The following is a 23,966-nucleotide window of genomic DNA, read 5'->3' as shown; positions in this document are numbered from 1 at the left end:
TCAAGGATCCTCGTCGGCTCGCATCTCTCGAATCTGGGCTCGCTGCTGGGCGAATGTGTAGCGAATAATGGCCTGCCGGTCGTCGTCGTGAAAGGCGTCGAAGGCCACCCCCAGGTGATAGCGTCCGACGGGGAGCCGGTCGCCGTCGGGATGAACCAGGGTGACGATGTGCCCGAGGATGCGGACGACTCCCGTAGGCTCACCGAGAAGGGTGAACTCCACTTCCACCGGTGTGCCCTCCTCGAGTTTGCGGGGCAGCCTGAGTCCGGCACCCGATCCCGAGAGACTCACCGTTTCTCCCTCGATCCATTCGGGGCCATCGGCCAGCGACACGCCCAGGTTGTCCGCGATCTTCTCGAGGCCCCGTTCGAGCTTCTCGAGCCGCTCGATCAGGGTATAGAGAGCCAGCCGCTCCCAACTGCTGCGTGCTTCGCGACCCGGGTGGTCGATGGAGAGCTTCTGGGCATAAGTGGGCTCCATCTCGAGCCGCTCGGCGAGCTCGGCCGCCTGCTGGGCATCGAGGATTTGCAGGCGCACGGGAATGCGCACGTCCACACGGGCGAAGGAGCGGGAGGTGTCGCTGATAGTCATGGGTTGCTCTCCTGTTTCCTGGCGGTGGGGTGGAGGCGGGAGGCGCGATCCTGGCGCCGGCGGCCCTGGCCGCGGTGGACCCGGTGGCCTCCGCGACGCTTGGCTGAATAGAGAGCGCGGTCGGCGGCCTCCACCAGTCCTTGAGCCCCGCCGCCGGAGTTCTCCAGTTCGGCCACGCCGAAGCTGCCCCGGGCTCGCAGGAGGGGATCGCCATCATTTTGCCTTATTTTTGCCCTGGCCAAGGCGTTCCTCAGGCGACGTGCCAGCTTGACCCCGGCGTCGAGGCCGGTTTCTGGCAAAAGTACGGCGAATTCATCGCCGCCGATACGGGCGACGATATCGGAGCGTCGCAGGTTCGACAGCAGAACGCCCGCCACGGAGGCCAGAAGGGCGTCCCCGGCGGGATGCCCGAAGCGATCGTTGATCGGTTTGAAATCGTCGAGATCGATCAGGATCAAGGTCAGCGGGCGCCCGCTGCGAAGGGCACCCTGGGATTCTCGTTCGATGAAGGCCTCGAAGGCCCGGCGGTTGAACAGCCCGGTCAGGGGGTCCCGCAGGGCCAGCGCAAGGGCTTCCCCGTGCACGTGGGCGTTGCGCGTGGGGATGCCGGCCGCGGCGGCGATTTCCCGCAGGGCGGCCCGGGCCTTCCGCGTGGACCTCTCGTCATCATTGCCGTCATCCACCACGGCGATCCAGCCCAGCACCTCCTCCTGGTCCTGAATGGGCACCGCCAGCAGAGGGGGGATCCGGCGCCGTGCCGGCCAGGGGCGGGTGGGGCGTCCGGGTTCCGCCAGCCGCCGGGGTTCAGTGGCGGGAGAGGCCAGGTTGACCAGCAGGGTGCGTTCCGGCACCCGGCTACGAAGGACCTCGATCACCATTTCTTCGAGTTCTTCGAGGGCCAGGCAGCGCGCCAGGCGGCCGAGGAGTTCTCCTGAAACCGGGGCGGGAGCCCCGCCAGTGGCCGGAATCCGCCCCTGTGTCGAGGAATCGGCCACCGGGTGACGAATCGAACACTGCTGTTCATGGACTTGTGAAGCCTTGTTGGCCATGGGTCTAACTCTTGCTCCTTCAGGGTCTTCCTGATCAAAGTTGGTTCGTTCCGGCCCGTTCGGCAAGGGAAACGCGAAAACGGGTTCTAAAGTCCCAGCAGAAACGGTCGAGGAGAAGAACGAACACGGCCGGGCGCCAACCTGGCAGAGGTTTTCTGGACCCGCTCGCCGTGGAACGGAGGTTAAAGAAATGGCTGCGTTTTCGGTAGTGACCAACATCGGAGCACTGAAAGCTCACAACCAGTTGGTGTCCACGGAACGAAATCTGAACGTGACACTGAATCGGCTCTCCTCGGGCCTGCGGATCAACGGTGCCGCCGATGATGCCGCCGGCCTGGCCATCGCGGAGAACCTGCGAGCCGATGTGCAGGGGCTCAACCAGGCCGTCCGCAACGCCAATGACGGCCTGAGCGTGATCAACGTCGCCGACTCGGCGCTCAACGAGATTTCGAACATGCTCCAACGAGCGATGACCCTGGCCGAACAGGCCGCGTCGGATACCTCGGGTCAGGACAGCTCGTCGTCCAAGAGCGCGATCAACGACGAGTACAACCAGATCCTCTCGGAGATCGACAGGATCGCTTCCACCGTCTCGTTCAACGGTATCAACCTGCTGTCCTCCGGCGGAGCGACGATCGACGTTCAGGTGGGCCTGTCCTCGTCGACCAACGACCGGATCACGGTCACCACCAGCGCCATCTCGGCCGCCAGCCTCGGCCTGGCCAGCGATCAGCTGCTGACCAAGTCCGATGCTCGGAACGAGCTGGTCGCCCTGCAGAGCGCGATCGATACGGTTTCCTCCGATCGTGGCGACCTCGGCGCCTCCTACAATCGTCTGACCAACACGATCGCCGTGATCACGGTCCAGGCGGAGAACCTGATGGCTGCCGAGAGCCAGATTCGCGACGCGAACATCGCCCAGGAAGTCGTGAACATGACGAAATACCAGGTCCTGACCCAGAGTGGCCTGGCCGCCCTCGGACAGGCGAACAACTCTTCTCAGAACGTGCTGAGCCTGCTGCAGTAGCGGCGCGGAAAAAATTGTCGGTTTCTGAAGCCGACACCAGGCCGTTCGAAAACCTCCGGATAACGCCGCTCGGGATCGACCGAATCCCGGGCGGCGGCATCGCCCGTCTGTTGCGCCCCGATCGGGGCTAAAGATCCTTTTCCTCCCTCCGAAAAGTCCTCACGAAAGGCACCGCGAGCCGCCGCTTACGAGCCCCCGGGAGCCCGCCTGGCCAGGCGCGGTGGCTATCGCAAGCCTAGGGAAACAGGGAAGGAACCTCTTTTTCAGACAACGCCGGCAACGGCAAAGCGAAAGGCAGCAGAAGCTGCCCGGACGGCATGGACGCCGCCCGCACTTTCAAGGAGGAAACAACATGGCTGGATTCTCTGTCGTCTCGAACCTCGGCGCCCTCAACGCGATGAACAAGCTCAGCAAGACCCAGATCGGCATGAGCCGGACCCTCGAGCGTCTGTCCTCCGGTCTGCGGATCAACGGCGCCAAGGACGACGCTGCAGGCTTGGCCATCGCCGACGCCCTGCGCGCCGACGTGGCTGCTCTCAACCAGGGCGTTCGTAACGCCAACGACGGCATCGGCGTGATCAACGTCACCGACTCGGCGCTCGGTGAGATCAGCAACCTGCTTCAGCGTGCCGTCACTCTGGCCTCCCAGGCCGCATCCGAAACCTCCGGTGCCGACAACAGCACCTCCAAGGGGGCCCTGAACGACGAATACACCGCGATCCTCAACGAGATCGATCGAATCGCCTCTACCGTGGAGTTCAACGGCGTCAACCTGCTCAGCGCCGGCGGTGCCACCGTCGACGTCCAGATCGGAATGGGCAACACCGCCAACGACAGCCTGCGGATCACCACGACCGCCGTCACGGCCGCCGGTCTCGGCCTCAATACCGCCGGCACCGTGCTGAACCTGGCCTCCTCTGCCCAGGACGAGCTGGTGGCCCTGCAGAGCGCCATCGACACCATCGCTTCGAATCGCGGTGATTTGGGTGCCGTCTACAACCGTCTGACCAACGCGATCCAGGTCATCACGGTGCAGGCGGAGAACCTCAAGGCCGCCGAGTCCCAGATCAGCGACGCGGACATCGCGGCGGAGGTGGTGAACCTGACCAAGTTCCAGGTGCTCAACCAGACCGGGATCTCGGCCCTGGCTCAGGCGAACATCTCGAGCCAGAGCGTACTGTCCCTGCTCGGATAACGGGGCGGTCCTTTTGACAGGGCGGGGCACGGTGTCCCGCCCTGCCCGAGGACTTTCGAACTCGAGGAGGCCAAGAGATGACCAGCGAGATGATGGATGCGGTCCCTCCTGTCACCTCCGTGTCGCCCCTGCGCCCCCGGGAGAAGGCTGGAGGGCAAAAAGAAGACGTAAGTGGGCGATCCAGCGACACTCTCACGGTGGCTCCAGCGGGCCAGCCCGTCGGACAAGGACAGGAACCGGTACCACGGAAGGAAGGGACGGGTCCCCCGGATCAGCCCTCCATGCGAGAAGTCGCGGAAGACATCGGAAGGCGCTTGACGGAGGTCCAGGAACGTGGATATCTCCGCGAGCTGCGTTTCGACTATGAACATGTAGAGGAAGGAGTGTTCCAGCTCAAGGTTCTCGATGCGAGAACCGATAAGGTTCTACGGACGATCCCCAGCGAGGAGCAGATCGAGTTTGCCAAGAAACTCGAGCGCTTTCTCGGCATGTTGATCGACGAAACGGCTTGATCGTCCACGTTCGGGTCCCCGGACCCGTGGAACGGCAAGGAGGAACACCCCTATGCCTTTGGGCTCCGTGCAGTTTGGACAGGGCTTCGCTTCCGGTATGGACTACAGGGCGATCATCGATGCCGTCCTGCAGGCCGGGCGTGTCCCGATCGATTCGATCCAGGATCGCATCGACACTTTCGAGCGTGCCAAGAGCTCCTTTTCGCAGTTCTCCGGCCTTCTCGACGATTTCGTCTCCAAGCTCGAGGGCCTCGACGACAGCGCCAAGCTCGCGGGTCGCTCGACGTCCCTCTCTTCTTCGGATGCCCTGACCGCGAAGGCCACTTCCAAGGCGTCTGCCGGATCTTACCAAATCAATGTGACCCAGATCGCCCAGGCGCACCGGGTGCGTTCGGATGGACTGAGCGATCGCTATTCGCCCCTGGTCACCGATGGGACGATCACCATCCAGGCCGGGGGAAACAACCTGATTACCGTCAACGTCAGCTCGGCCAACGGGAACAACTCGCTCCAGGCCATCGCGGACGAAATCAACAACGCCGACGAAGGCGTCATCGCGACGGTCATCAACGATGGGACCAGCGACATCCTCGTCGTGCGTTCGGAAGAGACCGGAACGACCCACAGCCTGACCATCACCGATACGACCAACCTCAATCTCGATACCGCGGGTAACGAATTGCAGGCCGCCCAGGACGCGGTGCTCGACGTGGACGGCGTCTCCATCACCTCGTCGAGCAACTCCGTCACCGGAGCGATCCAGGGAGTGACCCTCTCCCTGACCGGCACGACGTCTTCGGCAGTCACGCTGACTGTCAGCGAGGACACGGAAACGGCCAAGAAGTCGCTCCAGGAGTTCGTCGACGCGTACAACGAGGTGAACGACTACTTCGACCAGCAATTCGGCACTCCCGAGTTCCGCGCCGCCTCCGCGGTCGCCGGTTCGCTGACCGTACGCCAGGTGCAGCTCGACCTGCAGTCGATCGTCACCGGCAGTGTCACGGGCATTCCGAGCGGCAAACTCTCTTCACTTTCGGAGCTGGGCATCACCTTCGCCGATGACGGGACCGGCCGTCTCGAGTTCGAGGGATCCAAGTTCGACGCCCTGGTCGATGCGGGGCGCTTCGATGAAATCGCCGCTGTGCTGATGTCCACCGGCTCGACCACGGACAGCTCTGTTGTCTTCGACAGCGCCAGCTCTCGCACGGTGGCGGGCACCTACGCGGTGACCGTGACCCAGGCTGCGGAAAGGGCCGACGTGGCCGGATCGACGGCGATCGCCGCGGGCGGCCTCAGTCAGGCCGAGAATCTGACGATCGAGCTCAACAGCAGCTCGCTCAATGTGGCCCTGGCCGCGGGCGACACGATCACCGACGTGGTCTCCAAGATCAACAGTGCCTTCGAGCTCAACGGCATGGCCGCCACGGCCTATTCCTCCTCCGGCGTACTTCACATCCGGGCGGACGACTACGGTGACGACTACACGATCCGCGTCACCAGCGACGTGGCCGATCTGGCGGACGGCAACAGCACCGGCATCGGCACGACCCAGTTGACGGATACCGGTATCGACGTGGCCGGCAGTATCGGTGGCCAGGCGGCCCAGGGAATCGGCCAGCAGTTGATCGGGGCCGATGGGACCAACATGGACGGGTTGATCGTCACGGTCTATGCCACGGCGGCCTCGATCACGGCCAAGGGCGGTAATTTCGGCACGGTAGGCTACAGTGCCGGTGTCATCGAGTCCTTCAACGACAAGATCGACGGCCTGACCGACCCTTACGAGGGGGTCCTCAAGTCGATCCAGGATAGCTACGACGATTCGATCGATGTCGCAGAGAGGCGGATCGAGGCCCTCGAGGCGGCGCTGGCCCGCAAGGAAGAACTCATGGTCAGGCAGTTTTCGGCTGCTGAACAGGCCATCGCCCAGCTCCAGCAGCTTCAGGCGTCACTGACCAGCGTTCCGAGATAGGCCGTCATCGGCCACCGACGAGTGGGAATCTTTGGATGAACCAGTTCATGCTCACCCAGAAGGCCCGGCAGGCCTACCAGGCGACCCAGATCGAAGCGGACGATCCGATGGGTCTCGTGGTTCGTCTCTACGACGGTATGATCGGCTTCCTCCACCGCGGGGCCGACGCCCTTGCCGGCGGTGACCCTGCCCGCGCCGCCGAGCCGATTCGGCGGGCCACCGACATCGTCGGAGAACTCCAGGCCGTGCTGAACATCGACGCCGGCGGAGAGGTTGCCGTCAACCTGGACCGGATCTACTCCTATTGCAGGAGGCAGATCATGCAGGCCCATCTCGATAAGGATCCCGCCGGACTGCGGGAAGTCGCCGAATTGCTGACGCCCCTGCGGGATGCCTGGGCCGAGGCCCGGGAGAAGCAGATGGCCGAGGCGATGGCGGTCACGCCGTGAGCCGGGTCGAGGACCTGGAGGCGATCGCCCGGAGGCTGCTGGAGATGGTGGCCGACGAGCAGCGCTTGATCGCCGAGGGGCGCCTCGAGGAGGTGCCGGCGGCTCTCGAGCAGCGTCGGGAGTTGATGCGGCAAGTGCCCGCGGACCGGGTGCCGCCCCCGGAGATCCAGCAAGTACTCGAAAAAGTGCGTGAGGAGGGCGACCGGACCTTGAGCCTCCTGTGCGCCTTGCGCGACGAGCTGGCCATCCGCCTCGGCCAGGGGCAGCGCCGGCGGCTGGCGATCTCCGGCTACGCCCGGGCCGGCCGCTCCGGCTGAAAGTCCCCTTCGGTCGGCCTCAGGATTCGCCCTGCTGTTCGCCGACCATGCTCCAGTCCCGGAAGACGTGTCGGAAACGCGACATCATGCTGTCGTCCATGGCGCTCAGGCGCCAGCGGGAGGCGTCGATGGCCCGAATGACGATTTCGCAATCGCCGTCCCGCTGCTCCACTTCGTCTTTCCGCGGCAGGCGTTCGGCGTCCCGGCAGCCCACGATCACGGCGTCCATGATCTGGAACACCGAGCGTGAGAATTCCTCGAGTTCGTCCCAGTTGAGCAGGACCCCATGGGGTGAGCGACTGACCTCGTCGCCCAATTCACGCATGGTGCGTCCCAGCCGGTGAGGATTGCCGACGGCATAGAGGTTGAGGATCGCCCATTTCAGGGTGCGTCCCTTTTCCTCCACCAGTGGCAGGATGTCGCCTAGCTCGACCGCCGGAAGTCCCTCGTCATCGCGATCCTTGATCTCGATCGTTGTTCCAGACATGAAGCTTGTTCCTCCGCACCTGGACGCGGGCCAAGACCCGAATCCGCTCTCCCAGCCCCACGCTACAGCGCGAAGAATACCCCGCTTTTCCCGGGATGGAAGAGCGTCGGGCGGCAAAAGAGCCCCGCTGAAATCATGCGGAAGAAACCGAATCAAAAAAGCGGTGCGCCAGATCCCTCCGGCAGCTACATCAGCACTTCGTCCTGGGCGATGCGCTTGAGCTTCTCGACGAAGGTGGTGCGCTTGAGCGCCAGCAGTTGCGCGGCGCGGGCCTTGTTGCCGCCGGTCAGTTCGAGGCTCTGGAGAATCAGGTTCTTCTCCACCTCCGAGACGACGCTGCGGAAATCGAGGCCCTCCTCGGTGACCTGGAAGGGGATGGCCGTCGCCTGCGGAGCTTCGGAGATCTCGATCGGCAGGTCGGAGACTTCGATGACCGTCCTGCCCGCCGACATCACCGTGGCGAACTCGATGGCGTTCTCCAGTTCCCGCACGTTACCCGGCCAGTCGTGGCGTGTCAGGGCGCGCATGGCTTCCTGGGTGATTTCCTTGGCCGGCAGCTGATTGCGGCTGGCGTACTTGGCGGTGAAGTGGGCCGCCAGCAAGGGGATGTCACTGCGCCGTTCCCGCAGGGGGGGGACATAGATCGGGATCACGCAAAGCCGGAAATAGAGGTCTTCCCGGAACTCACCCCGCTCGACCTTGGCCTTGAGGTCTTCGTTGGAAGCCGCTACGACCCTGACGTCCACGGGAATCGACTTGGTGCCGCCAACCCGTTGCACCTGGCGGGTCTGCAGCACGCGTAGCAGCTTGACCTGAAGATCCGGCTTCATCGTGCCGATTTCGTCGAGGAAGAGGGTGCCGCCGTCGGCCATCTCGAAGCGACCCGGCTTGTCTCGTTCCGCGCCGGTGAACGCCCCCTTGACGTGGCCGAAAAGTTCGGACTCGATCAGGTTGTCGGGAATCGCCCCGCAGTGCACGGGGATCAGCTTGCCGTTCTTGCGCAGCGGGTGCCGGTAGTGCAGCGCCTGGACGATCAGTTCCTTGCCCACGCCACTCTCTCCGGAGATCAGCACGGTGGAGTCCACCTGGCAGACCTTTTCGAGCAGGCGGAACACGCGCTGCATGGCGGGAGACTTGCCGATGATCCGGTCGAAGCTGGTGAGCTGGTGGATCCGGGTCCGCAGGCGGGAGTTTTCCTCCTGGAGCTTGCGGTGGGCCACGGCCCGTTCGAGGGCCAGTTTGAGCTGGGCCATGGCAAAGGGCTTGGGCAAGTAGTCCGAGGCCCCGTAGCGCATGGCCTCCACCGCCGAGTGGATCGTGGCGAAGCCGGTCATCACGATCACCACCAGGCCCGGAAAGTGCTCGCGGGCCTGGCGCAAGAGGTCCTGCCCGGTCATTTCGGGCAGTTTGAGGTCGGTGACCAGGGCGTCCGCCGGCTGCTGGGAGAGCATTTCCAGGGCCCGTTCCCCGCACGAGGCGCTGCGGACCCGGTGACCAAGCTTGGAGAGGTAATCGACGATCATGGGAAGCAGCGACCGGTCGTCCTCGGCAACGATGATATCGAGACGTTCTGAGCTGGTCGGTACCTCGGTTGATTTGGTCACAGGAGTCCCCACTGTTGTCCCTATCCCTTCCGGCGGATCTTCAGCCCGATGCTCATGACGGCGCCATCACTCCCCTGTTCAAGCTCTATACATAGTTCGACGGGCCGGGGTGTCAAGAGTTCGACCTTCTCTCCTTCCGCTTCAGCCGCCTGTTGTCAGCGTGGTGCGCCGACAAGTCGGTCTTCCCAGCGCCGGCGGGAATCGCAAGCGCTTAGTTAGCAGCCGGTTGCAGGCCTGCTGGCTCCATGTGGGCCAGAACGGCACGTCCTTTGCTTGAAGGACGGAAAGACGACGGCCCATGGGAAAAAAAAACACCCGGGGACCGGGTCGCAAGGACGAAGATGAGAACAGCGACGAGAGCAGCACTCCTGGGCCTGCTGGCGCTTCCCCTGGTGGTGGTCGCCGGCCCCTCGGCGCCGGATGCCACCGACCCCGAAATCCAGGCCGGTCGGCCCACCGATGGCCAGATCCTGGACCTGCGCCGGCAGCTCGACGAGGCCGAGACCCGTGAGGCCTGGGAGATGGTGGCTCGGCGGTTGCTCGCGGCCCTGGACCGTCGGGGGCTGGGCCGGGAACCCGAAGCCCTGTGGCTGGTCAACCACTTGCTCGAGACCGTGCCTGACGATCCGGTCCTGCTCTGGCGTCGGGCTGACGCGGCGCGGCGCGCCGAGGACCCGGGTGGTGCGATCGACGACCTCGAGCACCTGGTTCAGGTCGCTCCCCGCCATCCTCTCGGAGTGCGCGCCCGCCGTGCGCTTCCGGCCCTCTACCTGGCGATGGGACGCAACGCCGATGCGGCCAAGGCCGATGAGGCGCTGCTTGCCGAAGGGCTGGCCGATCCGATCGCGGTTCTGGGCCGGCTGGCCCGGACCTACGCCTTGATGGGGGATACCGCCCGGGTACGCGCCTGCCTCGAGCGCCTCGAAAAGCGCGCTCCGGATCGAGTGCGGCTGGACCCCGAGATCATGTGGCTCTACGCCGAGGCCGTGTCCCGTCTCGGCGAGCCGAAGCGTACGGCCCAGGTGATGCTGCATTTCGCCAATCTCTTTCCCAGGGATCCCAGGCGCTCCCGGGCCCTCTCCGAAGCGGCCCGCGCGTTCCGGGACTTGGGGCGCGGCGAGTTGGCGCTGCAATTCATCGGGGAAGCGCTCGAGCAGACACAGGATCCGCTGGAGGCCGTGCAGGTACGCCTGACCCGTGGGGAGGTGCTCGCTTCTCTCGGGCGCAAGCATCAGGCGCGCGGGGAATTCGAAACGGTGATCAGCAGCGCCCTGGACCCCGAGCCCGCTGCCAGGGCCCTGCGCCTGCTGCTGGACATGGAAGAGCAGGAGCGGGGCGTCCGGGCCGCGGTGCTGATGGCCGTCGGCCTGGTGCGCAATGGTGATCCCTTCATCAGGGAGATGGCGCGAAACCACTTCGATCGCCTGGTGCGCAAGCTCGGGCCCGAGCTGGATGGCGAGCCCACCGAGGCCGCTTTCTTCCTCGAGCTGGCCCGGAAGGTCGATCGCACCGCCGCGCTCTCCGCCGAGGCCACCTTCGCCGCCGCCGCTCTCCGGGAAGCGGTGGGCGATTACGAGGAAGCGGGAAAGATCTACAAGCTGAGGGTCCGGTCCTTCGGCAAGCACGGCCAGGTGGCCCGCCGGGGGGTAGCCCGCAACCTGCCGCGAGAGGAGGTGAAGGGGATTCCCCTGGACGATCCGCTGCGCCTGCGGGCCCTCGAGCGGGAGCAGGCCTGGGAGGTGATCGGGGAGATCCTCCAGGGCCAGGCCCTCGACGGTTCCGAGAGGGTCTACCGTCGGACCCTGGCCGCCCGTGCCGCATGGGCCCAGGGCCGGCAGGCGCAGGCGGCGCGCGTGCTCGAGCCCCTCTCTCCGATACGGGGCGAGGCCGCGTTGATGCGGGGAGATGCCCGGGCGCTGGCGGGGCGCTGGAAAGAGGCTTGCGTCGATTTCCGTGCCGCCGCCCGGGGCCTGAAACTGCCCTCTGCCCGGCACTGGCTCCAGGTCCGCCTGGCGGCCTGCGAGATGCGTGAGGGGCGCCGGGAAGCGGCGCGCAAAAGGATCGAGAAACTGCTCGAGAGGGAAAAGCCCCCGATGCCGGCCCTTTTCGCCGCCGAACAACTGCTGGCGCGGATCAGCGGGCAACCGCTGCGCGCCGAGGGAGAGCCCAGCTCGTGAGCACGACCGAGCCGACCCTGGCCGTCCAGCGCGATTTGCCGGCGGTGCTGGCCCGCATGGAGCAGGCCTCGAGCCACCTGGAGCAGCAGTACACCCGGCTCGGGCGCCGCCTCGAGGAGGTGCGTGGTCGGCTGGAGGTGGCCCTGGAGGAAAAGCAGCGCCTGGCGGGGCTGCTCGACTCCGTGCTGGAGAGCATCGAGGCGGGGGTGATTCTCCTGGGTCCCGACGGTCGGATCATCGCGGCCAACGCCGCGGCGCGGCGGGCGGAAGCCGTGGAGGACTCCGCGGAGGGTTTCCGGCTCCATCCGGCCCTCGCCTCGGTCTCCGACTTTCCCAGCCTGGTCAGACCGCAAGGGGAGCGAGGTCCGGCGTGGGACCTGCGTGAAAGCGTTCTGCGCCTGGCGGGGCTGGGCGAAGGCCGACTTCTGCTGGTCCAGGACGTGACCCGCCTGCTGCGTCTCGAGGAGCAGGCTCGGCGTCGCTCGCGCCTGGAGGCTCTCGGGCGCATGGCGGCGGAAGTGGCTCACGAGGTCCGCAATCCCCTCGGTTCCCTCGAGTTGTGCGCCACGCTGCTGATCGAGGACCTCGACGACCGCCCCGACGACCGGGAACTGGCCGAGCAGATCCTCCTGGGCGTGCGCCGGCTGTCGGGCACCGTGCATCGCCTCTTGTCCACGGTGCGCGGTGGTCCCGCCCGCACCACGGTCCAGGATCTTCGCGCTCTCGCCCGCGAGGTCCGGGATTTCGTGCGGCCCGTGGCCCAGGCCCGGAGCATCGAATTGCAGGCCGTCCTCCCCCCCGGGCCGCTGGCGGCGCAGGTCGATGGAGAAGGCCTCCGCCAGGCCCTGCTCAACCTGCTGGGCAACGCCTTCGATGCGGCGGGGGAAGGGGGGCGTGTGCGCCTGGAGGTGCGTGCGGAGGGGGCCGACCTGTTGCTGGAGGTGGGTGACAGCGGTCCGGGCATTCCTCCGGAGATGCGCGAGGAAGTGCTCGAGGCCTTCTACTCCACCCGGGAAGAAGGTACCGGTCTCGGTCTGGCCGTGGTGGACGCGGTGGCGACTTCCCACGGCGGCCGGGTGGAGATCGGCCAGGCGCCGGAGGGGGGAGCCCTGCTCCGCCTCTGCCTGCCGGGAGTGCTCGTCGGCGCAAAGGGGAGCGGTCCAGAAGGAGAAGCTCAAGCGTGAACCGGAAACGATCAGTGCTGGTGGTGGACGACGATGCGGCGATGCGTTTGGCCATGGCCCGGGTGCTCCAGCGTTCCGGCTACGAGGTCCTGCGCTGCGGCAGCGGCGCCCAGGCTCTCGAGGCCCTGGCGGCCCGTCCCTGGGAGGTGATGGTCAGCGACATCCGCATGCCCCGGATGAACGGCAAGGAATTGCTCGGTCGCGCCCTGCAACTCCGGCCCGAGCTGAGAGTGGTGATGGTCACCGCCTACGGCACCGTGGCGGACGCCGTGGAGGCCATCCGCTGCGGGGCCAGGGACTACCTGCTCAAGCCCTTTGCGCCCCAGATCCTGCTCGAAGCGGTGGGACGTTGTTTCGAGGGGAGCGGGGCGCGCCGTTCGGGGGCCTCCGACCCTGGCTTGATCGGCCAGGCTCCGGCTTTCCTCGATCTGCTCGAGCAGGCTCGCCGGGCGGCCCGCAGCCAGACCACCGTGCTGATCACCGGCGAGAGCGGCACGGGAAAGGAAGTGCTGGCCCGCTACATCCACCGGCGCAGTTCCCGCGCCGACGGACCCTTCGTCGCCGTCAACTGCGCGGCCCTGCCTCCGGACCTTCTCGAGGCCGAACTCTTCGGCGTTCGCCGGGGAGCTTTTACCGGCGCCGACAGCGACCGGGAGGGTCATTTTCAGCGGGCCGACGGAGGCACCCTTCTCCTCGACGAGATCGGCGACTTTCCTCTCGCCTTGCAAGCCAAGCTGCTGCGGGCCCTCGAGGAGAAGGTGATCGTGCCCCTCGGGGCGGGAGAGCCCCGGGAGGTGGATCTGCGGGTGATCGCCTCGACCCACCAGGACCTGCGGCAGGCGGTGGGGGAGGGGCGGTTCCGCCAGGATCTCTACTTCCGTCTCTGCGTGATTCCGCTGCAGGTGCCGCCCCTGCGCGAGAGGCCCGGGGACGTGGTGCTGCTGGCCCGCCACCTGGCCGCGGAACTGGCCCGGCGTGCGGGGCGACCGGCGCCCCACTTCACCCGGCAGGCGCTGGAGCGGCTGCGGCGCCATCCCTGGCCCGGAAACGTGAGGGAACTGCGCAACGTGATCGAGCGTGCGGTGGTCCTCGACCACTCCGGTGAGATCGGCGAAGAGAGCCTGCTGCTCGACGATTGGAGCGCGGCAGGCCGGGATGACCGCCTCTGTCCGGGGATGACCATCGCCGAGGCCGAACGGAAGCTGATCGAGGCGACCCTGGATGCGGCGGGAGGCAATCGGACCCGGGCATCGGAGATGCTGGGCATCTCGGTCCGCACCCTGCGCAACAAGCTGAAAATCTTCAGGCAGGAAGATGTTGCCGCTCCATCGTCAAGCCTCTGACGCTTTCCTCGCGCGGCTGCCGGGATCCCGCGCCTCGTCGGGCGAAAACCCACGTCCCGCGCCGGTTCCAAAGCGGCACGGGGTTTGCTTCACAAGACAGCGGACCCCGTTGTGCCGTCGTGGCGGCCCGGCGGGCAAGGAGTGGAGGAAACCGTGAGATCCATCGACCCCTTTTTCGACCAGATGGAGCGGGCTCTCGACGTGATGACCCGGCGTCAGCAACTGCTCGCCTCCAACGTGGGCAACGTGGACACCCCGGGTTACCGCACCGTCGACGTGGACTTCAACGCGACGCTGCAGGAAGCCGTCGAGCAGGCTCGTCGCCAGGACGGCGGTTCGGTGGAAACGAGCCTGCGTCCGGTGGAGATCGAGGGCCTGGCCACGCGGCCCGACGGCAACAACGTCAACATCGACCGCGAGATGGCCGAACTGGCCGCGACGCGCCACCGCTACGAGGTGGCGACCAACGTCCTGCGCAACAAGCTGCGCCAGCTTCGTTTCGCGATCATGGAAGGGAGAGGTGCCTGATGTCTCTGCATGACGCCGTCAAGGTTGCCCGCAGCGCTTTGGAGATGGAGCGGGCGCGGATGGAGTTGATCGCGTCCAACCTGGCCAACGCCCGCACGACGCGGACCCCCGAGGGTGGTCCCTACCTGCGTCGCCTGCCGGTGGTCGCGGCGACTCCCCTCGAAGGGAAGAGCTTCGGGGAGGTCCTCGACGACTCGGTGCGGGGGGTACGGGTCGAAGGCGTGATCACCGACTCCCGTCCGCCGATCATGCGCTACGAGCCCGGGCACCCCGACGCCGACGACAAGGGCTACGTGGCCTATCCCAACGTGGATCCGGTGGAAGAGGTCGTGGACATGCTTTCCGCCGTCCGCTCCTACGAGGCCAATGTCAACGTGGTCAAGATCATCGGCAAGATGAACGAGGCCGCGCTGCGGATCTCGCGCTAACGGGGGAATGAGTAGATGAACGGATCCATCCGAGACCTTGGACTGCGGCCGGAAGGCCTGCAACCCCGGCCATCCTCGTCCGTGGGGCGGGAAGACACGGGACCCGGCAAGAGTTTCGGCCAGGCCCTGGAGAACGCCTTGCGCGAGGTGGACCAGGGCCTGACCACGGCGGACCAGGAAGCCACCGATTTTATCGTCGGCAAGGGAGGCGACCTGCACAACGTGATGATCGAGCTGGAGAAAGCCGACCTTCAGTTCCGCACCATCGTGCAGGTACGCAACAAGCTTCTCGAAGCCTACAAGGAAGTGATGCGGATGCAGGTCTGATTCGGGCGGGGCGTTGAGGCCCCCGGATCGGCGGAGCGACGATGAACGAGATCCTGCAACAGATCAGTCAAGCATGGGCGTCGCTGAGTCTTCGGCAGCGCATCAGCCTGGTGCTTTCGGCCGGGATGACCGTCGCGGCCGTCGGCGGCATCGTCTGGTGGGCCCAGCAGCCGACCTGGACCGTGCTCTACACCGGCCTCGACGGCAAGGAAGCCCAGGAGATCGTTCAGGAACTGCAGGCAGCCAAGGTTCCCCTGCGCCTGAGCGACGGGGGAACGACGATCGAGGTGCCCTACGAGAAGATCGACCAGGCGCGCATCGACCTGGCAGCGAAGAACCTGCCCCAGAGCGGTCGTTTCGGCTTCATCGAGATGTTTCAGGGCGACAGTTTTGCCCAGTCCAACCGGATGCACCAGGTGCGGTTGCAGAGGGCGCTGGAGGATGAACTGGCCCGAACGATCGAATCGCTCGACGAAGTGCGGACCGCGAGGGTTCACCTGGTGCTGCCCGGAGAGCGGGTCTTCCTCGACGATGACGACGTGGCCAAGGCATCGGTGACCCTCGCGGTGGCGCGCGGCGGGCGGATCGCCGCAGAGAACGTGCAGGCCATCGCGCGCATCGTGGCGGGGGCCGTTCCGGAACTGGACATCGAGCATGTCAGTGTCGTGGATACCAACGGGCACGTGCTCTGGGAGGGTGACGGCGAAGGTGGAGGCGGCTCGATGGCCGCTTTCCGCCAGGTGGAGATGAAGAACGCGGTCGAGAGCGACATCAACCGCAAGGTGGCCAAGGTCCTGCAGCCCCTCGTGGGACAGGACCGCTTCATCGTCCGCACGACAGCCGATCTGGACCTGACCCGCTCGGTACGCAAGGAGCGCCAGTACGATCCCGACCGCGGCGTGCTGGTTTCCGAGCAGAAATCGAAGAAGAAGTCGAGCAGCGGAGGGGCGGGAGCCCGCGGCGTGCCGGGGACGGCATCCAACCTGCCGGGCGCCGCCGCCGGCGGTGCTTCCGCGCGCAGTTCCTCCGAGAGCGAGACCCGGCAGACCAACAGTTACGAGTACTCGGTGGTGGAAAAACAGGTCGAAGAGCCCACGGGACGCATCAAGCGCATCTCGGTCGCCGTGCTCGTCGATCAGACCTGGGTCAAGGGGGAAGAGGACGAGGCCGCCCAACCCGTTCCGCGCAGCGACGAGGAAATGGCGCGTATCGAGCAATTGGTCAAGGCGGCGATTTCTTTCGATGAGGCCCGCGGCGATGTGGTGACCGTCGAGCAGTCGCCCTTCAGGATCACCGAACCGGTGATCGAGGAACCGGGATTCGATCCTCGAAGCTGGCTTCCCCTGCTCAAGTACCCCTCCCTGGTGCTGTTGTTGCTGCTGGTTTTCCTGCTCTTCTACCGCCCGATGCTGAAGACGGTGCAGCAGGTTCTGCCGGCGGTGGGTTCGAGAGGAGGGACTTCTCCGGGCAGCGAGGCGAGCGCCAACCTCGAGCAGCAGTTCCAGCTCGGTCCTCCATCCCAGCTCGAAGTTCTCCGCCAGCGTCTTGCCGCGCTCGCCGCGGAACAGCCTGAAGGTATGGCCCAGACCATGCGCGTGTGGCTGCACGAGACGGAGGAGTAGTCCATGGCGGATGAGTTGACCGGGGCGCAGAAGGCGGCGATCGTTCTGACCCTGCTGGGCGAGGAAGCGGGTGCCGAGGTGCTCAAGCACCTGGAAGACGACGAGGTCAGGGCGATCACGATGGAGATTGCCCAGATCAAGATGATCGATCCTTCGCGTCATGAGCAGGTTCTCGACGAATTCCACGAGCTGATCCGCAAATCGCGTGGCCTCGAACTGGCCGGACCGCCGCTGGCGAAGAAGATGCTTTCGCTGGCCCGGCCCGAGGTGGCCGACAAGTTGCTCCACGAGCTCGAGCCCCGCCGGATCCGGGACGCGGACGAGGACGGCCCGCTTCTGCCTCCGCCCGAGCTGCCCGATCTGGTGATCGGCGCGCCTTCGCGACGCCTGGCGATGCTGCTCTCCGAGGAGGCGCCTCAGACGGTGGCCCTGATCATGGCGCTGCTGCCGCCACGCAAGGCTGCGCGGGTGATGAAGACGATGGAAACCGAGCGCCGGCTGGAAGTCACGCGTCGCATGGCGTCCATCGAAGAGGTGCAACCCGAAGTGGTCAAGCGCATCGGCAAGGTGCTCGAGGAGGGTCTCAAGGCGATCTGCGAAGAGCCGCTGGTACCTCTCGACGGGGTGCGGGCCGCCTCGGATACCTTGCAGGGTCTCGGTCGCGCTGTGGGGCAAGAGATCGTCGACGAGCTCGCCGAGGACTATCCCGAACTGGGCAAGCAGCTCAGGGACATGCTCTTCACCTTCGATATGCTCAGTCTGCTCAGCGATCGGGATACCCAGGAGGTGCTCAAGCAGGTCGATCGCAGCACCCTGGCCCTGGCCCTCAAGGCGGCCGAACCGGAGTTGCAGGTCCAGTTCTGCCGGAACATGTCCGAGCGGGCATCCCAGATGCTCAAGGAGGAGATGGAATTCCTTGGGGCGCCCAAGGTTTCCGAGATAGAAGTCGCCCAGCGCCAGATCATCGAGCTTGTTCTCAAGCTCGAAAAGGAAGGCGCGATCTCGATCGAGGAGCAGGCCGTTGCCGGGTAAGGTGATTGAGCGGGGAGAGGTGCGGCCCTATCGCCCCCCCGTGCAGCCAGGCTACGAGGACACCGAGGAGAGCCGGCGCTCGATCGAGCAGGCCATGCGCGAGGGTTACGAGGAAGGTCTGCGCCGCGGCACGGCCGAGGCGCACAAGCAGCTCGAATCCGAGCGCCTGGAGGCAGCGCGACAACTCGCCCGGGCGTTGGAGGAGATCGCCACCCTGCGGCGGAATATCCTCGATTCCCTGAGGCGGGAGACGGTGGATCTGGCCCTCGCGGCCGCGGCTCGCATGGTGCGCGCCCGTATCGACCAGGGTGACGCCGTGGTCGAGAGGGTGGTCGCCGAGACCCTCGACAAGCTCGGATCGACGGCCGTGCGGGAGATCCGGCTGCACCCCGAGGATCTCGAAGTGATGCGTAGCGGCGGCGCCGCCGAGATCGTCGAGGGCATCGCGCTGGTTCCCGACGAATCGATCGCCCGTGGAGGTGTGCTGATCGAGACGGCCGACGAGGAAGTCGACGCCCGCCAGGAGACCGCGCTCAAGGTGCTGCGCGAAAGTCTGCTGGAGGAAAAGTGAATCCCCTGGCCAGGCGGATCGGTGAGCGGTTGCGGGCCGACCGGGATCTGGTCGAGCGGCTCGACCTGACCCGCCGTGCGGGCCGGGTGACCCGGTCGGTCGGACTGGCCATCGAGAGTCGGGGTCCGAAGGTGGCCGTGGGTGAGGAGTGCCGGCTGGAAGGCGCGAGCGGTGAGTTGCTGAGCCTGGTGGAAGTGGTCGGATTCGAGGGTTCAAGGGTGTATTCCATGCCCGTCGACCCGGTGCGGGGGTTGCGCCACGCAGACCGGATCGTGGCCACCGGCCGCCATCCCCGGGTCGGCGTCGGCGACGCTTTGCTCGGCCGTGTCCTCGACGGCGATGGCCGTCCCCTCGATGGTGGGGGCGAGCTGGGGGTGACCAGGAGCGCGCCGATTCACGACACGCCCGTGCCGGCCCTCGACCGGCCGCGAATCACCGAGCCGATGGCGACGGGTGTGCGTTCCATCGACGGTTTCCTGACCCTCGGACGTGGCCAGCGGATCGGCATCTTCGCCGGCGCCGGCGTGGGCAAGAGCCGACTGCTGGGAAGCATCGCGCGCCACGCGGAAGACGAGGTGGTGGTGATTTCGCTGGTGGGTGAGCGCAACCGTGAGGTCCGGGAATTCGTCGAGGCGGAGCTGGGTGCGGAGGGACGTCGCCGGGCGGTGGTCTTCGTGGCCACCTCCGACGAGTCACCTCTCCGGCGCGTGCGCTGCGCGCTGGCCGCGACCACGGTGGCGGAAGACTTCCGCCGGCGCGGCCGCAATGTGACGCTTCTGATGGATTCGCTGACCCGGGTCGCCATGGCCCTCCGGGAGATCGGCCTGGCCACCGGGGAGCCTCCCTCGAGCAAGGGCTACACCCCCAGTGTTTTCGCCTTTCTCCCCCGCCTGCTCGAGCGTGCCGGCCGGGACCCTTCCGGCGGCGCGTTGACGGGGATCTACACGGTGTTCGTGGAGGGGGACGACCTGGCCGATCCGGTGGCCGACGCCTCCCGTGCGATTCTGGACGGCCACATCGTGCTGTCGCGGACGCTGGCCGAGCGGGCCCACTATCCCGCCGTCGATGTGCTCGCTTCGACCTCCCGAGTGATGAGCGAAGTGGTGAACGATGAGCACAAGCGCCTGGCCCTCCATATCCGGCGCCTGATGGCGGTCTACCGGGACCACGAGGACCTGGTGGCCATCGGTGCCTACCGCAGTGGTGTCGATCCCATGCTGGACGAGGCCGTCCGTCGCCGGCAGGCGATCATCGACTTGCTGCAACAGGATCTGCACAGGCCCAGCAGCCTGGAGGAGACCCTCGGCAGCATGCGGGCCATCGTCGAGGCCGAGGCGGAGAGCGCGCCGTGAGCGGGTTTCGCTATCGCCTGGAAGTTCTCCTGCGGCTGGCCCGCGTGCGGCGCCGTGAGCAGCGCCGGGAGTTGGCCGACGTGATGGCCCGCCGGGCCGACGTGGAAGAGCGGCTCGAAGCCATCGACCGCGAGATCGAGAGCTGCTCCCGGGAAATCGCCGATGCCGGCCGCCGTGGCGTGGATGGCGCGACTCTCGCGGCCCTGGAGAACTACCGACGCGGGCTGCAGGCCCGGCGCCCGGTGCTGGCGCAGCGCCATGAGGAACTGTCTCGCGAGGCCGGGCAGATCTCCCGCCGGCTCGAAGAGAGTTCACGAAGGGTCAAGGTCCTCGAAGGACAACGCGGTGAAAAAGAACGGCTGTACCTGCGGGAAGTCGATCGTCGCCGGCAGGCGGCGCTGGATGACATGGTGCTGACCCGCAAGGTCTGGCAGGCGGCGGCCGAACGCCGTGCGCGAGAGGAAGGACGATGATCAAGAAGGTGCTGCCGGTGGTATTGGGCCTGGCCGTGGCGGCCAACGGTGCCTTGATTCTTGACGCTCTCACCTTCGGCTTTTTCGTGCCCCGGGTCCTGGCCCAGGACGCCCTCGCCAACGCCGGTGACCAGGACAGCACCGCCAACGACATGCAAGGCGTGCATCCCGCGGAAACCGGACCCCGGCAGGCCGAGGAGGTCTACCGGGACCTGGTCGAGGCCCTCACGCGGCAGAAAGAAGCCCTCGAGCGCAAGGCCAGGGAGCTGACCGAGCGCGAGCGGCAACTCGCGGTGGTGCGGGCCGAACTCCTCGCGGAGCGCGAGGCGCTGGACAAGCAGAAGGCCGAGCTGGCCCGCCAGCGGGAGGAACTCGAAAACGCCGGTGCTCCCAACTTCGGCCGACTGCTCAAGGCCTACGAGGGTATGGATCCGGAGAACGCCGCTTCGGCCCTGGCGGAACTCTACGCCCGGGATCGAAACGTGGTGGTCGACCTGCTGCTGGGTCTCAAGTCGCGCCAGGCCGCGTTGACTCTCGACGCCCTCGCCTCCACCCACCCCAAGATCGCCGCGGAGCTCTCCCTGCAGATCTGGCAGAAGGATCCCAAGGTGCGGCGCCGCTGAATTCAGGGCTCACAGCCGGGGTCGTACTCTCCCGGCAGGGCTTCGCGCAGCGTGGGCGGGTGGCGGAGCCGGCAGGCGATCGCCTCGCTGACGCGGGTCTCCCGAGGTGAGCGCCACCGTAGACGGGCTCGCCCCGCGAGTTGTGAATGATTGACGGCATGTCGTCGATGGCGGGATCGGCGGGGTCTGCGGGGGGGGTGTCGAGGTGCGGGACCTCGCCCGTGGTGAACTGGCAGCTCCAGTCTTAGGTCGTATCCCCGGCGGTGAACCGGGAACCAGTAGTCCTTGGCGCGCTGCGGCGACCAGGGGATCGGAAGGGAGGATCCAACCCGGGCTCCTGTCGGCACGGGTCATCTCTCGCCGTGGTCGGGGCGCGGGACCCTGTCGTCGCGCCGGGATCGGTTCGGAGTGCCCGTCCTGGCACTCGAGCGTGCCGGTGGAGACGGCGGGGTCATGCCTCGGATCCTTCACCATCGGTCATAGGGCGTGATCTCCAAAGGCTTTGACGCCGCAGCACGATGCACTAAACTTGCCGACGATCGACGGATCCTGCACGCTCGACCCGAGAAATCCGAACGACGGTGACCAGAGGAGTCAGCGGTGGTGCAGCATTTCGTCTCGGGAATGGCATGTTATCGGGGGGGCGTCGTTATCGGCTACGTTTTCGCGGGCGTTGCGATGTTGGCGCTGAGCCAGGTCGTCTACTTGGCCCTGGTACTCGCCTGGGTCGATGCTCGAACGTCCGGCAACGAGTACTTCGGTCAGACCGGAGATCGTCGGGCGCGTTTCCGGCGGATCCTTGGCCGGCACGCCCTGCTTCTGGCGCCCACGCTCTGGCTGCTCGGTAAGCTGACGCGATTCCACTTTCCCGGTTCCAGTTTCACCTTCCGGGGCGTGGCCGGTCCGAAAGGCATGTGCAGCGTCGAGACGTTTGCCGCTGCCGTCGCTTTCAAGCCGCGGAAGGGCGATGTCTTCGTCGCTACCCAGATGAAGTGCGGCACGACCTGGATGCAGCACCTGGTTTACCAGGTGCTGACCCGCGGACAGGGTGACATCGTTGCGGAAGACACGACCTTGTGTGCCGTTTCACCCTGGTTGGAGTCGAGAAAGACGATCGCCGTCGCTGATGCGCCGAAGGTCCCCGGTACTGAAAATGCGCGCATCATCAAGACCCATCTTCCGGTGAGCTTGTGCCCCTACTGCCGGGAGGCCAAGTACATCTATGTGGTTCGACATCCGGTGTCCTGCTTCGCCAGTTGTACCGACTTCTTGGGAGCCAACCTGGGCTACTTGAGTCCTCCGCTGTCGGTGTTCGAAGAGTGGTTCTGCGGGAGAGACTCCATGTGGTGGGGGACCTGGCCCGCGCACGTCCAAGGATGGTGGAAATGGTCTCAGCTACGGCCCAATGTCCTGTTTCTATCGTTCGAACAACTCAAATCCGATCTGTCATCGACCGTTCGACAATTGTCTGCATTTCTGGCCTGCAACCCGCTCTCGGGGAATGAGCTGGAGAATATTCTCCACAAATGCAGTTTTTCCTACATGAGAGAGCATGAAGCACATTTCTCGATGCATCCGCCGCAACTCATGCAAAGGGGGGCCGCGTTCTTCGTGAGTGGAAAAGGTGACCGGCATGCCGATGTTCCGGAAGAAGTCGCCCAGCGCATCAAGGAGTGGTGCCGGGCCGAGCTCCTTCAAGGTGAATTCCCGCTGAGCGCGTACTATCCGGATGTCGCGCAGGCGGGTTCCGGCGGTTCGTGAACGCTCCGGGCCCGGCCCGTCGACCCTGTACCCGCCGCCGGCGCCGCCGCGTATGCTGATGGATGTCGATTCGAGGAGGCGGCCGCATGAACGAACGTATCGAAAAGGACACCATGGGTGAAGTGTCCGTACCGGCCGACGCGCTCTGGGGCGCCCAGACCGCCCGGGCGGTGGCCAATTTTCCGATCTCGGGACAGCCTCTCGGCCGGGAGATGATCCGGGCGCTGGGCCTGGTCAAACAGGCGGCCGCCGAAATCAACCGCGAGTTGGGCCTGCTCGATCCGCGGCTCGCCGGAGCCATCGCCCAGGCCGCCGAGGAAGTGGCCGCCGGTCGCCACGACCGGCACTTTCCCGTGGATCTGTTCCAGACCGGTTCGGGCACCAGCTCGAACATGAACACCAACGAGGTGATCGCCAACCGGGCGATCGAGATCCTCGGCGGACAGGTGGGTAGCAAGGACCCGGTTCATCCCAACGACCACGTTAACCTGGGCCAGTCGAGCAACGACGTCTTCCCCAGCGCCCTGCACATCGCTGCCCTGACGGCAGTCGAGGACGAGTTGCTGCCCGCCCTGGAAGTCCTGCATCGGGAACTGGCGGCCCGGAGCCGGGACTTCCACGATGTGGTCAAGGTCGGCCGCACGCACCTGCAGGACGCCACGCCCATTCGGCTGGGGCAGGAGTTTTCCGGCTATGCCGCGCAGGTCGACCGGGGGCGCGCTCACCTGCTGCAGGCCATCGAGGGCTTGCGGGAGCTGCCCCTGGGCGGGACGGCGGTGGGTACCGGTCTCAACACCCACCCGGAGTTCGGGCGCCGCATGGCGGAGCGGATCTCCGGCATGACCGGCAAGGGTTTCGTCGAAGCGACGAACCATTTCGAAGCCCAGGGCGCTCGCGACGCCGCAGTGCGCGTCAGCGGAGCCTTGAAGTCGATCGCCGTCTCCCTGGCCAAGATCGCCAATGATATCCGCTGGCTCGGCTCGGGCCCCCGCTTCGGCCTCGGCGAGCTGGAGCTACCCGCAGTGCAGCCCGGGTCGAGCATCATGCCGGGCAAGGTCAACCCGGTGATGGCGGAGGCCCTGATCCAGGTCTGCGCCCAGGTGATCGGCAACGACGCGGCGATCACCCTCGGGGGCCTCCACGGCCATTTCGAGCTCAACGCCATGCAGCCCCTGATCGCGCGCAACCTGCTCGAGCAGGTTCGCCTGCTGGCGCGGGCCGGTCGCCTCTTCGCGGAGAAGCTGGTCTCGGGCCTGGCCGCGTGCCGGGAGGCCATCGAAGCGCGTGTCGGGAGGAGTCTCTCCCTGGCCACCGCCCTCGTGCCGGAGATCGGCTATGAGCG

24 protein-coding genes are annotated in these 23,966 nt (G+C 66.2%); 20 read left to right on the top strand and 4 right to left on the bottom strand.

Annotated elements, in window-relative coordinates; genetic code table 11:
• Both Q9Q40_05045 and Q9Q40_05040 read right to left on the bottom strand, forming a co-directional pair.
• On the bottom strand, window positions 1–591 hold the full coding sequence (locus Q9Q40_05045) for a PilZ domain-containing protein (protein ID MDQ7006575.1): 591 nt from the start codon (window positions 589–591) through the stop codon (window positions 1–3).
• Window positions 588–1,640 (bottom strand): GGDEF domain-containing protein, encoded by a 1,053-nt coding sequence (locus Q9Q40_05040; GenBank protein MDQ7006574.1) that lies wholly within the window; start codon window positions 1,638–1,640, stop codon window positions 588–590. Before Q9Q40_05040 ends, Q9Q40_05045 begins: the two co-directional genes overlap by 4 nt.
• A gap of 190 nt (window positions 1,641–1,830) precedes the next feature.
• Between Q9Q40_05040 and Q9Q40_05035 the strand changes: the two genes are divergently transcribed.
• From Q9Q40_05035 to Q9Q40_05010, 6 genes are all read left to right on the top strand, one after another.
• On the top strand, window positions 1,831–2,667 hold the full coding sequence (locus Q9Q40_05035; protein MDQ7006573.1) for a flagellin: 837 nt from the start codon (window positions 1,831–1,833) through the stop codon (window positions 2,665–2,667).
• 352 nt (window positions 2,668–3,019) lie between these two features.
• Window positions 3,020–3,862: a flagellin gene (locus Q9Q40_05030; GenBank protein ID MDQ7006572.1), complete on the top strand. Its 843-nt coding sequence runs from the start codon at window positions 3,020–3,022 to the stop codon at window positions 3,860–3,862.
• Window positions 3,863–4,143: 281 nt separating this feature from the next.
• Window positions 4,144–4,374, top strand: a complete 231-nt coding sequence (locus tag Q9Q40_05025) for a flagellar protein FlaG (protein ID MDQ7006571.1) — start codon at window positions 4,144–4,146, stop codon at window positions 4,372–4,374.
• 52 nt (window positions 4,375–4,426) lie between these two features.
• Window positions 4,427–6,346 carry a flagellar filament capping protein FliD gene (fliD, locus tag Q9Q40_05020; GenBank protein MDQ7006570.1) on the top strand — a complete coding sequence of 640 codons (1,920 nt, stop codon included), beginning with the start codon at window positions 4,427–4,429 and terminating at the stop codon, window positions 6,344–6,346.
• A gap of 35 nt (window positions 6,347–6,381) precedes the next feature.
• Window positions 6,382–6,795: a flagellar export chaperone FliS gene (gene fliS / locus Q9Q40_05015; protein ID MDQ7006569.1), complete on the top strand. Its 414-nt coding sequence runs from the start codon at window positions 6,382–6,384 to the stop codon at window positions 6,793–6,795.
• Complete coding sequence (locus Q9Q40_05010; protein ID MDQ7006568.1) at window positions 6,792–7,112, top strand: hypothetical protein; 321 nt, start codon at window positions 6,792–6,794, stop codon at window positions 7,110–7,112. The genes fliS and Q9Q40_05010 overlap by 4 nt, the downstream gene beginning before the upstream one ends.
• Before the next feature lie 19 nt (window positions 7,113–7,131).
• On the opposite strand, the gene Q9Q40_05005 is transcribed toward Q9Q40_05010, so the two are convergent.
• Together Q9Q40_05005 and Q9Q40_05000 are read right to left on the bottom strand one after the other, a co-directional pair.
• Complete coding sequence (locus Q9Q40_05005) at window positions 7,132–7,599, bottom strand: hypothetical protein (GenBank protein ID MDQ7006567.1); 468 nt, start codon at window positions 7,597–7,599, stop codon at window positions 7,132–7,134.
• A 185-nt stretch (window positions 7,600–7,784) separates the two neighbouring features.
• Window positions 7,785–9,203, bottom strand: coding sequence for a sigma-54 dependent transcriptional regulator (locus tag Q9Q40_05000; protein ID MDQ7006566.1), 1,419 nt, complete (start codon window positions 9,201–9,203; stop codon window positions 7,785–7,787).
• Between the two features lie 341 nt (window positions 9,204–9,544).
• On the opposite strand from Q9Q40_05000, the gene Q9Q40_04995 reads away from it, so the two are divergent.
• The 14 genes from Q9Q40_04995 to Q9Q40_04930 form a co-directional block, all read left to right on the top strand.
• Window positions 9,545–11,380 carry a hypothetical protein gene (locus tag Q9Q40_04995; GenBank protein MDQ7006565.1) on the top strand — a complete coding sequence of 612 codons (1,836 nt, stop codon included), beginning with the start codon at window positions 9,545–9,547 and terminating at the stop codon, window positions 11,378–11,380.
• Window positions 11,377–12,564, top strand: coding sequence for an ATP-binding protein (locus tag Q9Q40_04990; protein MDQ7006564.1), 1,188 nt, complete (start codon window positions 11,377–11,379; stop codon window positions 12,562–12,564). Before Q9Q40_04995 ends, Q9Q40_04990 begins: the two co-directional genes overlap by 4 nt.
• Window positions 12,561–13,907, top strand: a complete 1,347-nt coding sequence (locus Q9Q40_04985) for a sigma-54 dependent transcriptional regulator (protein ID MDQ7006563.1) — start codon at window positions 12,561–12,563, stop codon at window positions 13,905–13,907. The genes Q9Q40_04990 and Q9Q40_04985 overlap by 4 nt, the downstream gene beginning before the upstream one ends.
• Before the next feature lie 153 nt (window positions 13,908–14,060).
• Window positions 14,061–14,435, top strand: a complete 375-nt coding sequence (flgB, locus tag Q9Q40_04980) for a flagellar basal body rod protein FlgB (GenBank protein ID MDQ7006562.1) — start codon at window positions 14,061–14,063, stop codon at window positions 14,433–14,435.
• Entirely contained in the window at window positions 14,435–14,863 is a 429-nt protein-coding gene (gene flgC / locus Q9Q40_04975) for a flagellar basal body rod protein FlgC (GenBank protein ID MDQ7006561.1), read from the top strand. Before flgB ends, flgC begins: the two co-directional genes overlap by 1 nt.
• A 15-nt stretch (window positions 14,864–14,878) precedes the next feature.
• Complete coding sequence (gene fliE, locus Q9Q40_04970; GenBank protein MDQ7006560.1) at window positions 14,879–15,190, top strand: flagellar hook-basal body complex protein FliE; 312 nt, start codon at window positions 14,879–14,881, stop codon at window positions 15,188–15,190.
• 41 nt (window positions 15,191–15,231) lie between these two features.
• Entirely contained in the window at window positions 15,232–16,812 is a 1,581-nt protein-coding gene (gene fliF / locus Q9Q40_04965; protein MDQ7006559.1) for a flagellar basal-body MS-ring/collar protein FliF, read from the top strand.
• Between the two features lie 3 nt (window positions 16,813–16,815).
• Window positions 16,816–17,844 (top strand): flagellar motor switch protein FliG, encoded by a 1,029-nt coding sequence (gene fliG, locus Q9Q40_04960; protein ID MDQ7006558.1) that lies wholly within the window; start codon window positions 16,816–16,818, stop codon window positions 17,842–17,844.
• Window positions 17,834–18,415 carry a FliH/SctL family protein gene (locus tag Q9Q40_04955; GenBank protein MDQ7006557.1) on the top strand — a complete coding sequence of 194 codons (582 nt, stop codon included), beginning with the start codon at window positions 17,834–17,836 and terminating at the stop codon, window positions 18,413–18,415. The genes fliG and Q9Q40_04955 overlap by 11 nt, the downstream gene beginning before the upstream one ends.
• On the top strand, window positions 18,412–19,767 hold the full coding sequence (locus Q9Q40_04950; GenBank protein ID MDQ7006556.1) for a FliI/YscN family ATPase: 1,356 nt from the start codon (window positions 18,412–18,414) through the stop codon (window positions 19,765–19,767). Before Q9Q40_04955 ends, Q9Q40_04950 begins: the two co-directional genes overlap by 4 nt.
• Window positions 19,764–20,240: a flagellar FliJ family protein gene (locus Q9Q40_04945; protein MDQ7006555.1), complete on the top strand. Its 477-nt coding sequence runs from the start codon at window positions 19,764–19,766 to the stop codon at window positions 20,238–20,240. The genes Q9Q40_04950 and Q9Q40_04945 overlap by 4 nt, the downstream gene beginning before the upstream one ends.
• The gene (locus Q9Q40_04940) at window positions 20,237–20,863 is read left to right on the top strand and encodes a hypothetical protein (GenBank protein MDQ7006554.1); all 627 of its coding nucleotides are present in this window, start codon (window positions 20,237–20,239) and stop codon (window positions 20,861–20,863) included. The genes Q9Q40_04945 and Q9Q40_04940 overlap by 4 nt, the downstream gene beginning before the upstream one ends.
• A gap of 600 nt (window positions 20,864–21,463) precedes the next feature.
• Entirely contained in the window at window positions 21,464–22,624 is a 1,161-nt protein-coding gene (locus tag Q9Q40_04935) for a sulfotransferase domain-containing protein (protein ID MDQ7006553.1), read from the top strand.
• A gap of 86 nt (window positions 22,625–22,710) precedes the next feature.
• Window positions 22,711–23,966, top strand: a 1,256-nt coding sequence (locus Q9Q40_04930) for a class II fumarate hydratase (GenBank protein MDQ7006552.1), incomplete at its 3' end; no start/stop codon positions are given.

This window comes from Acidobacteriota bacterium, from assembly GCA_030949985.1.
Taxonomy (GTDB): Bacteria; Acidobacteriota; Polarisedimenticolia; order J045; family J045; genus JALTMS01.
This window is presented reverse-complemented; position numbering and strand designations above follow the sequence as displayed.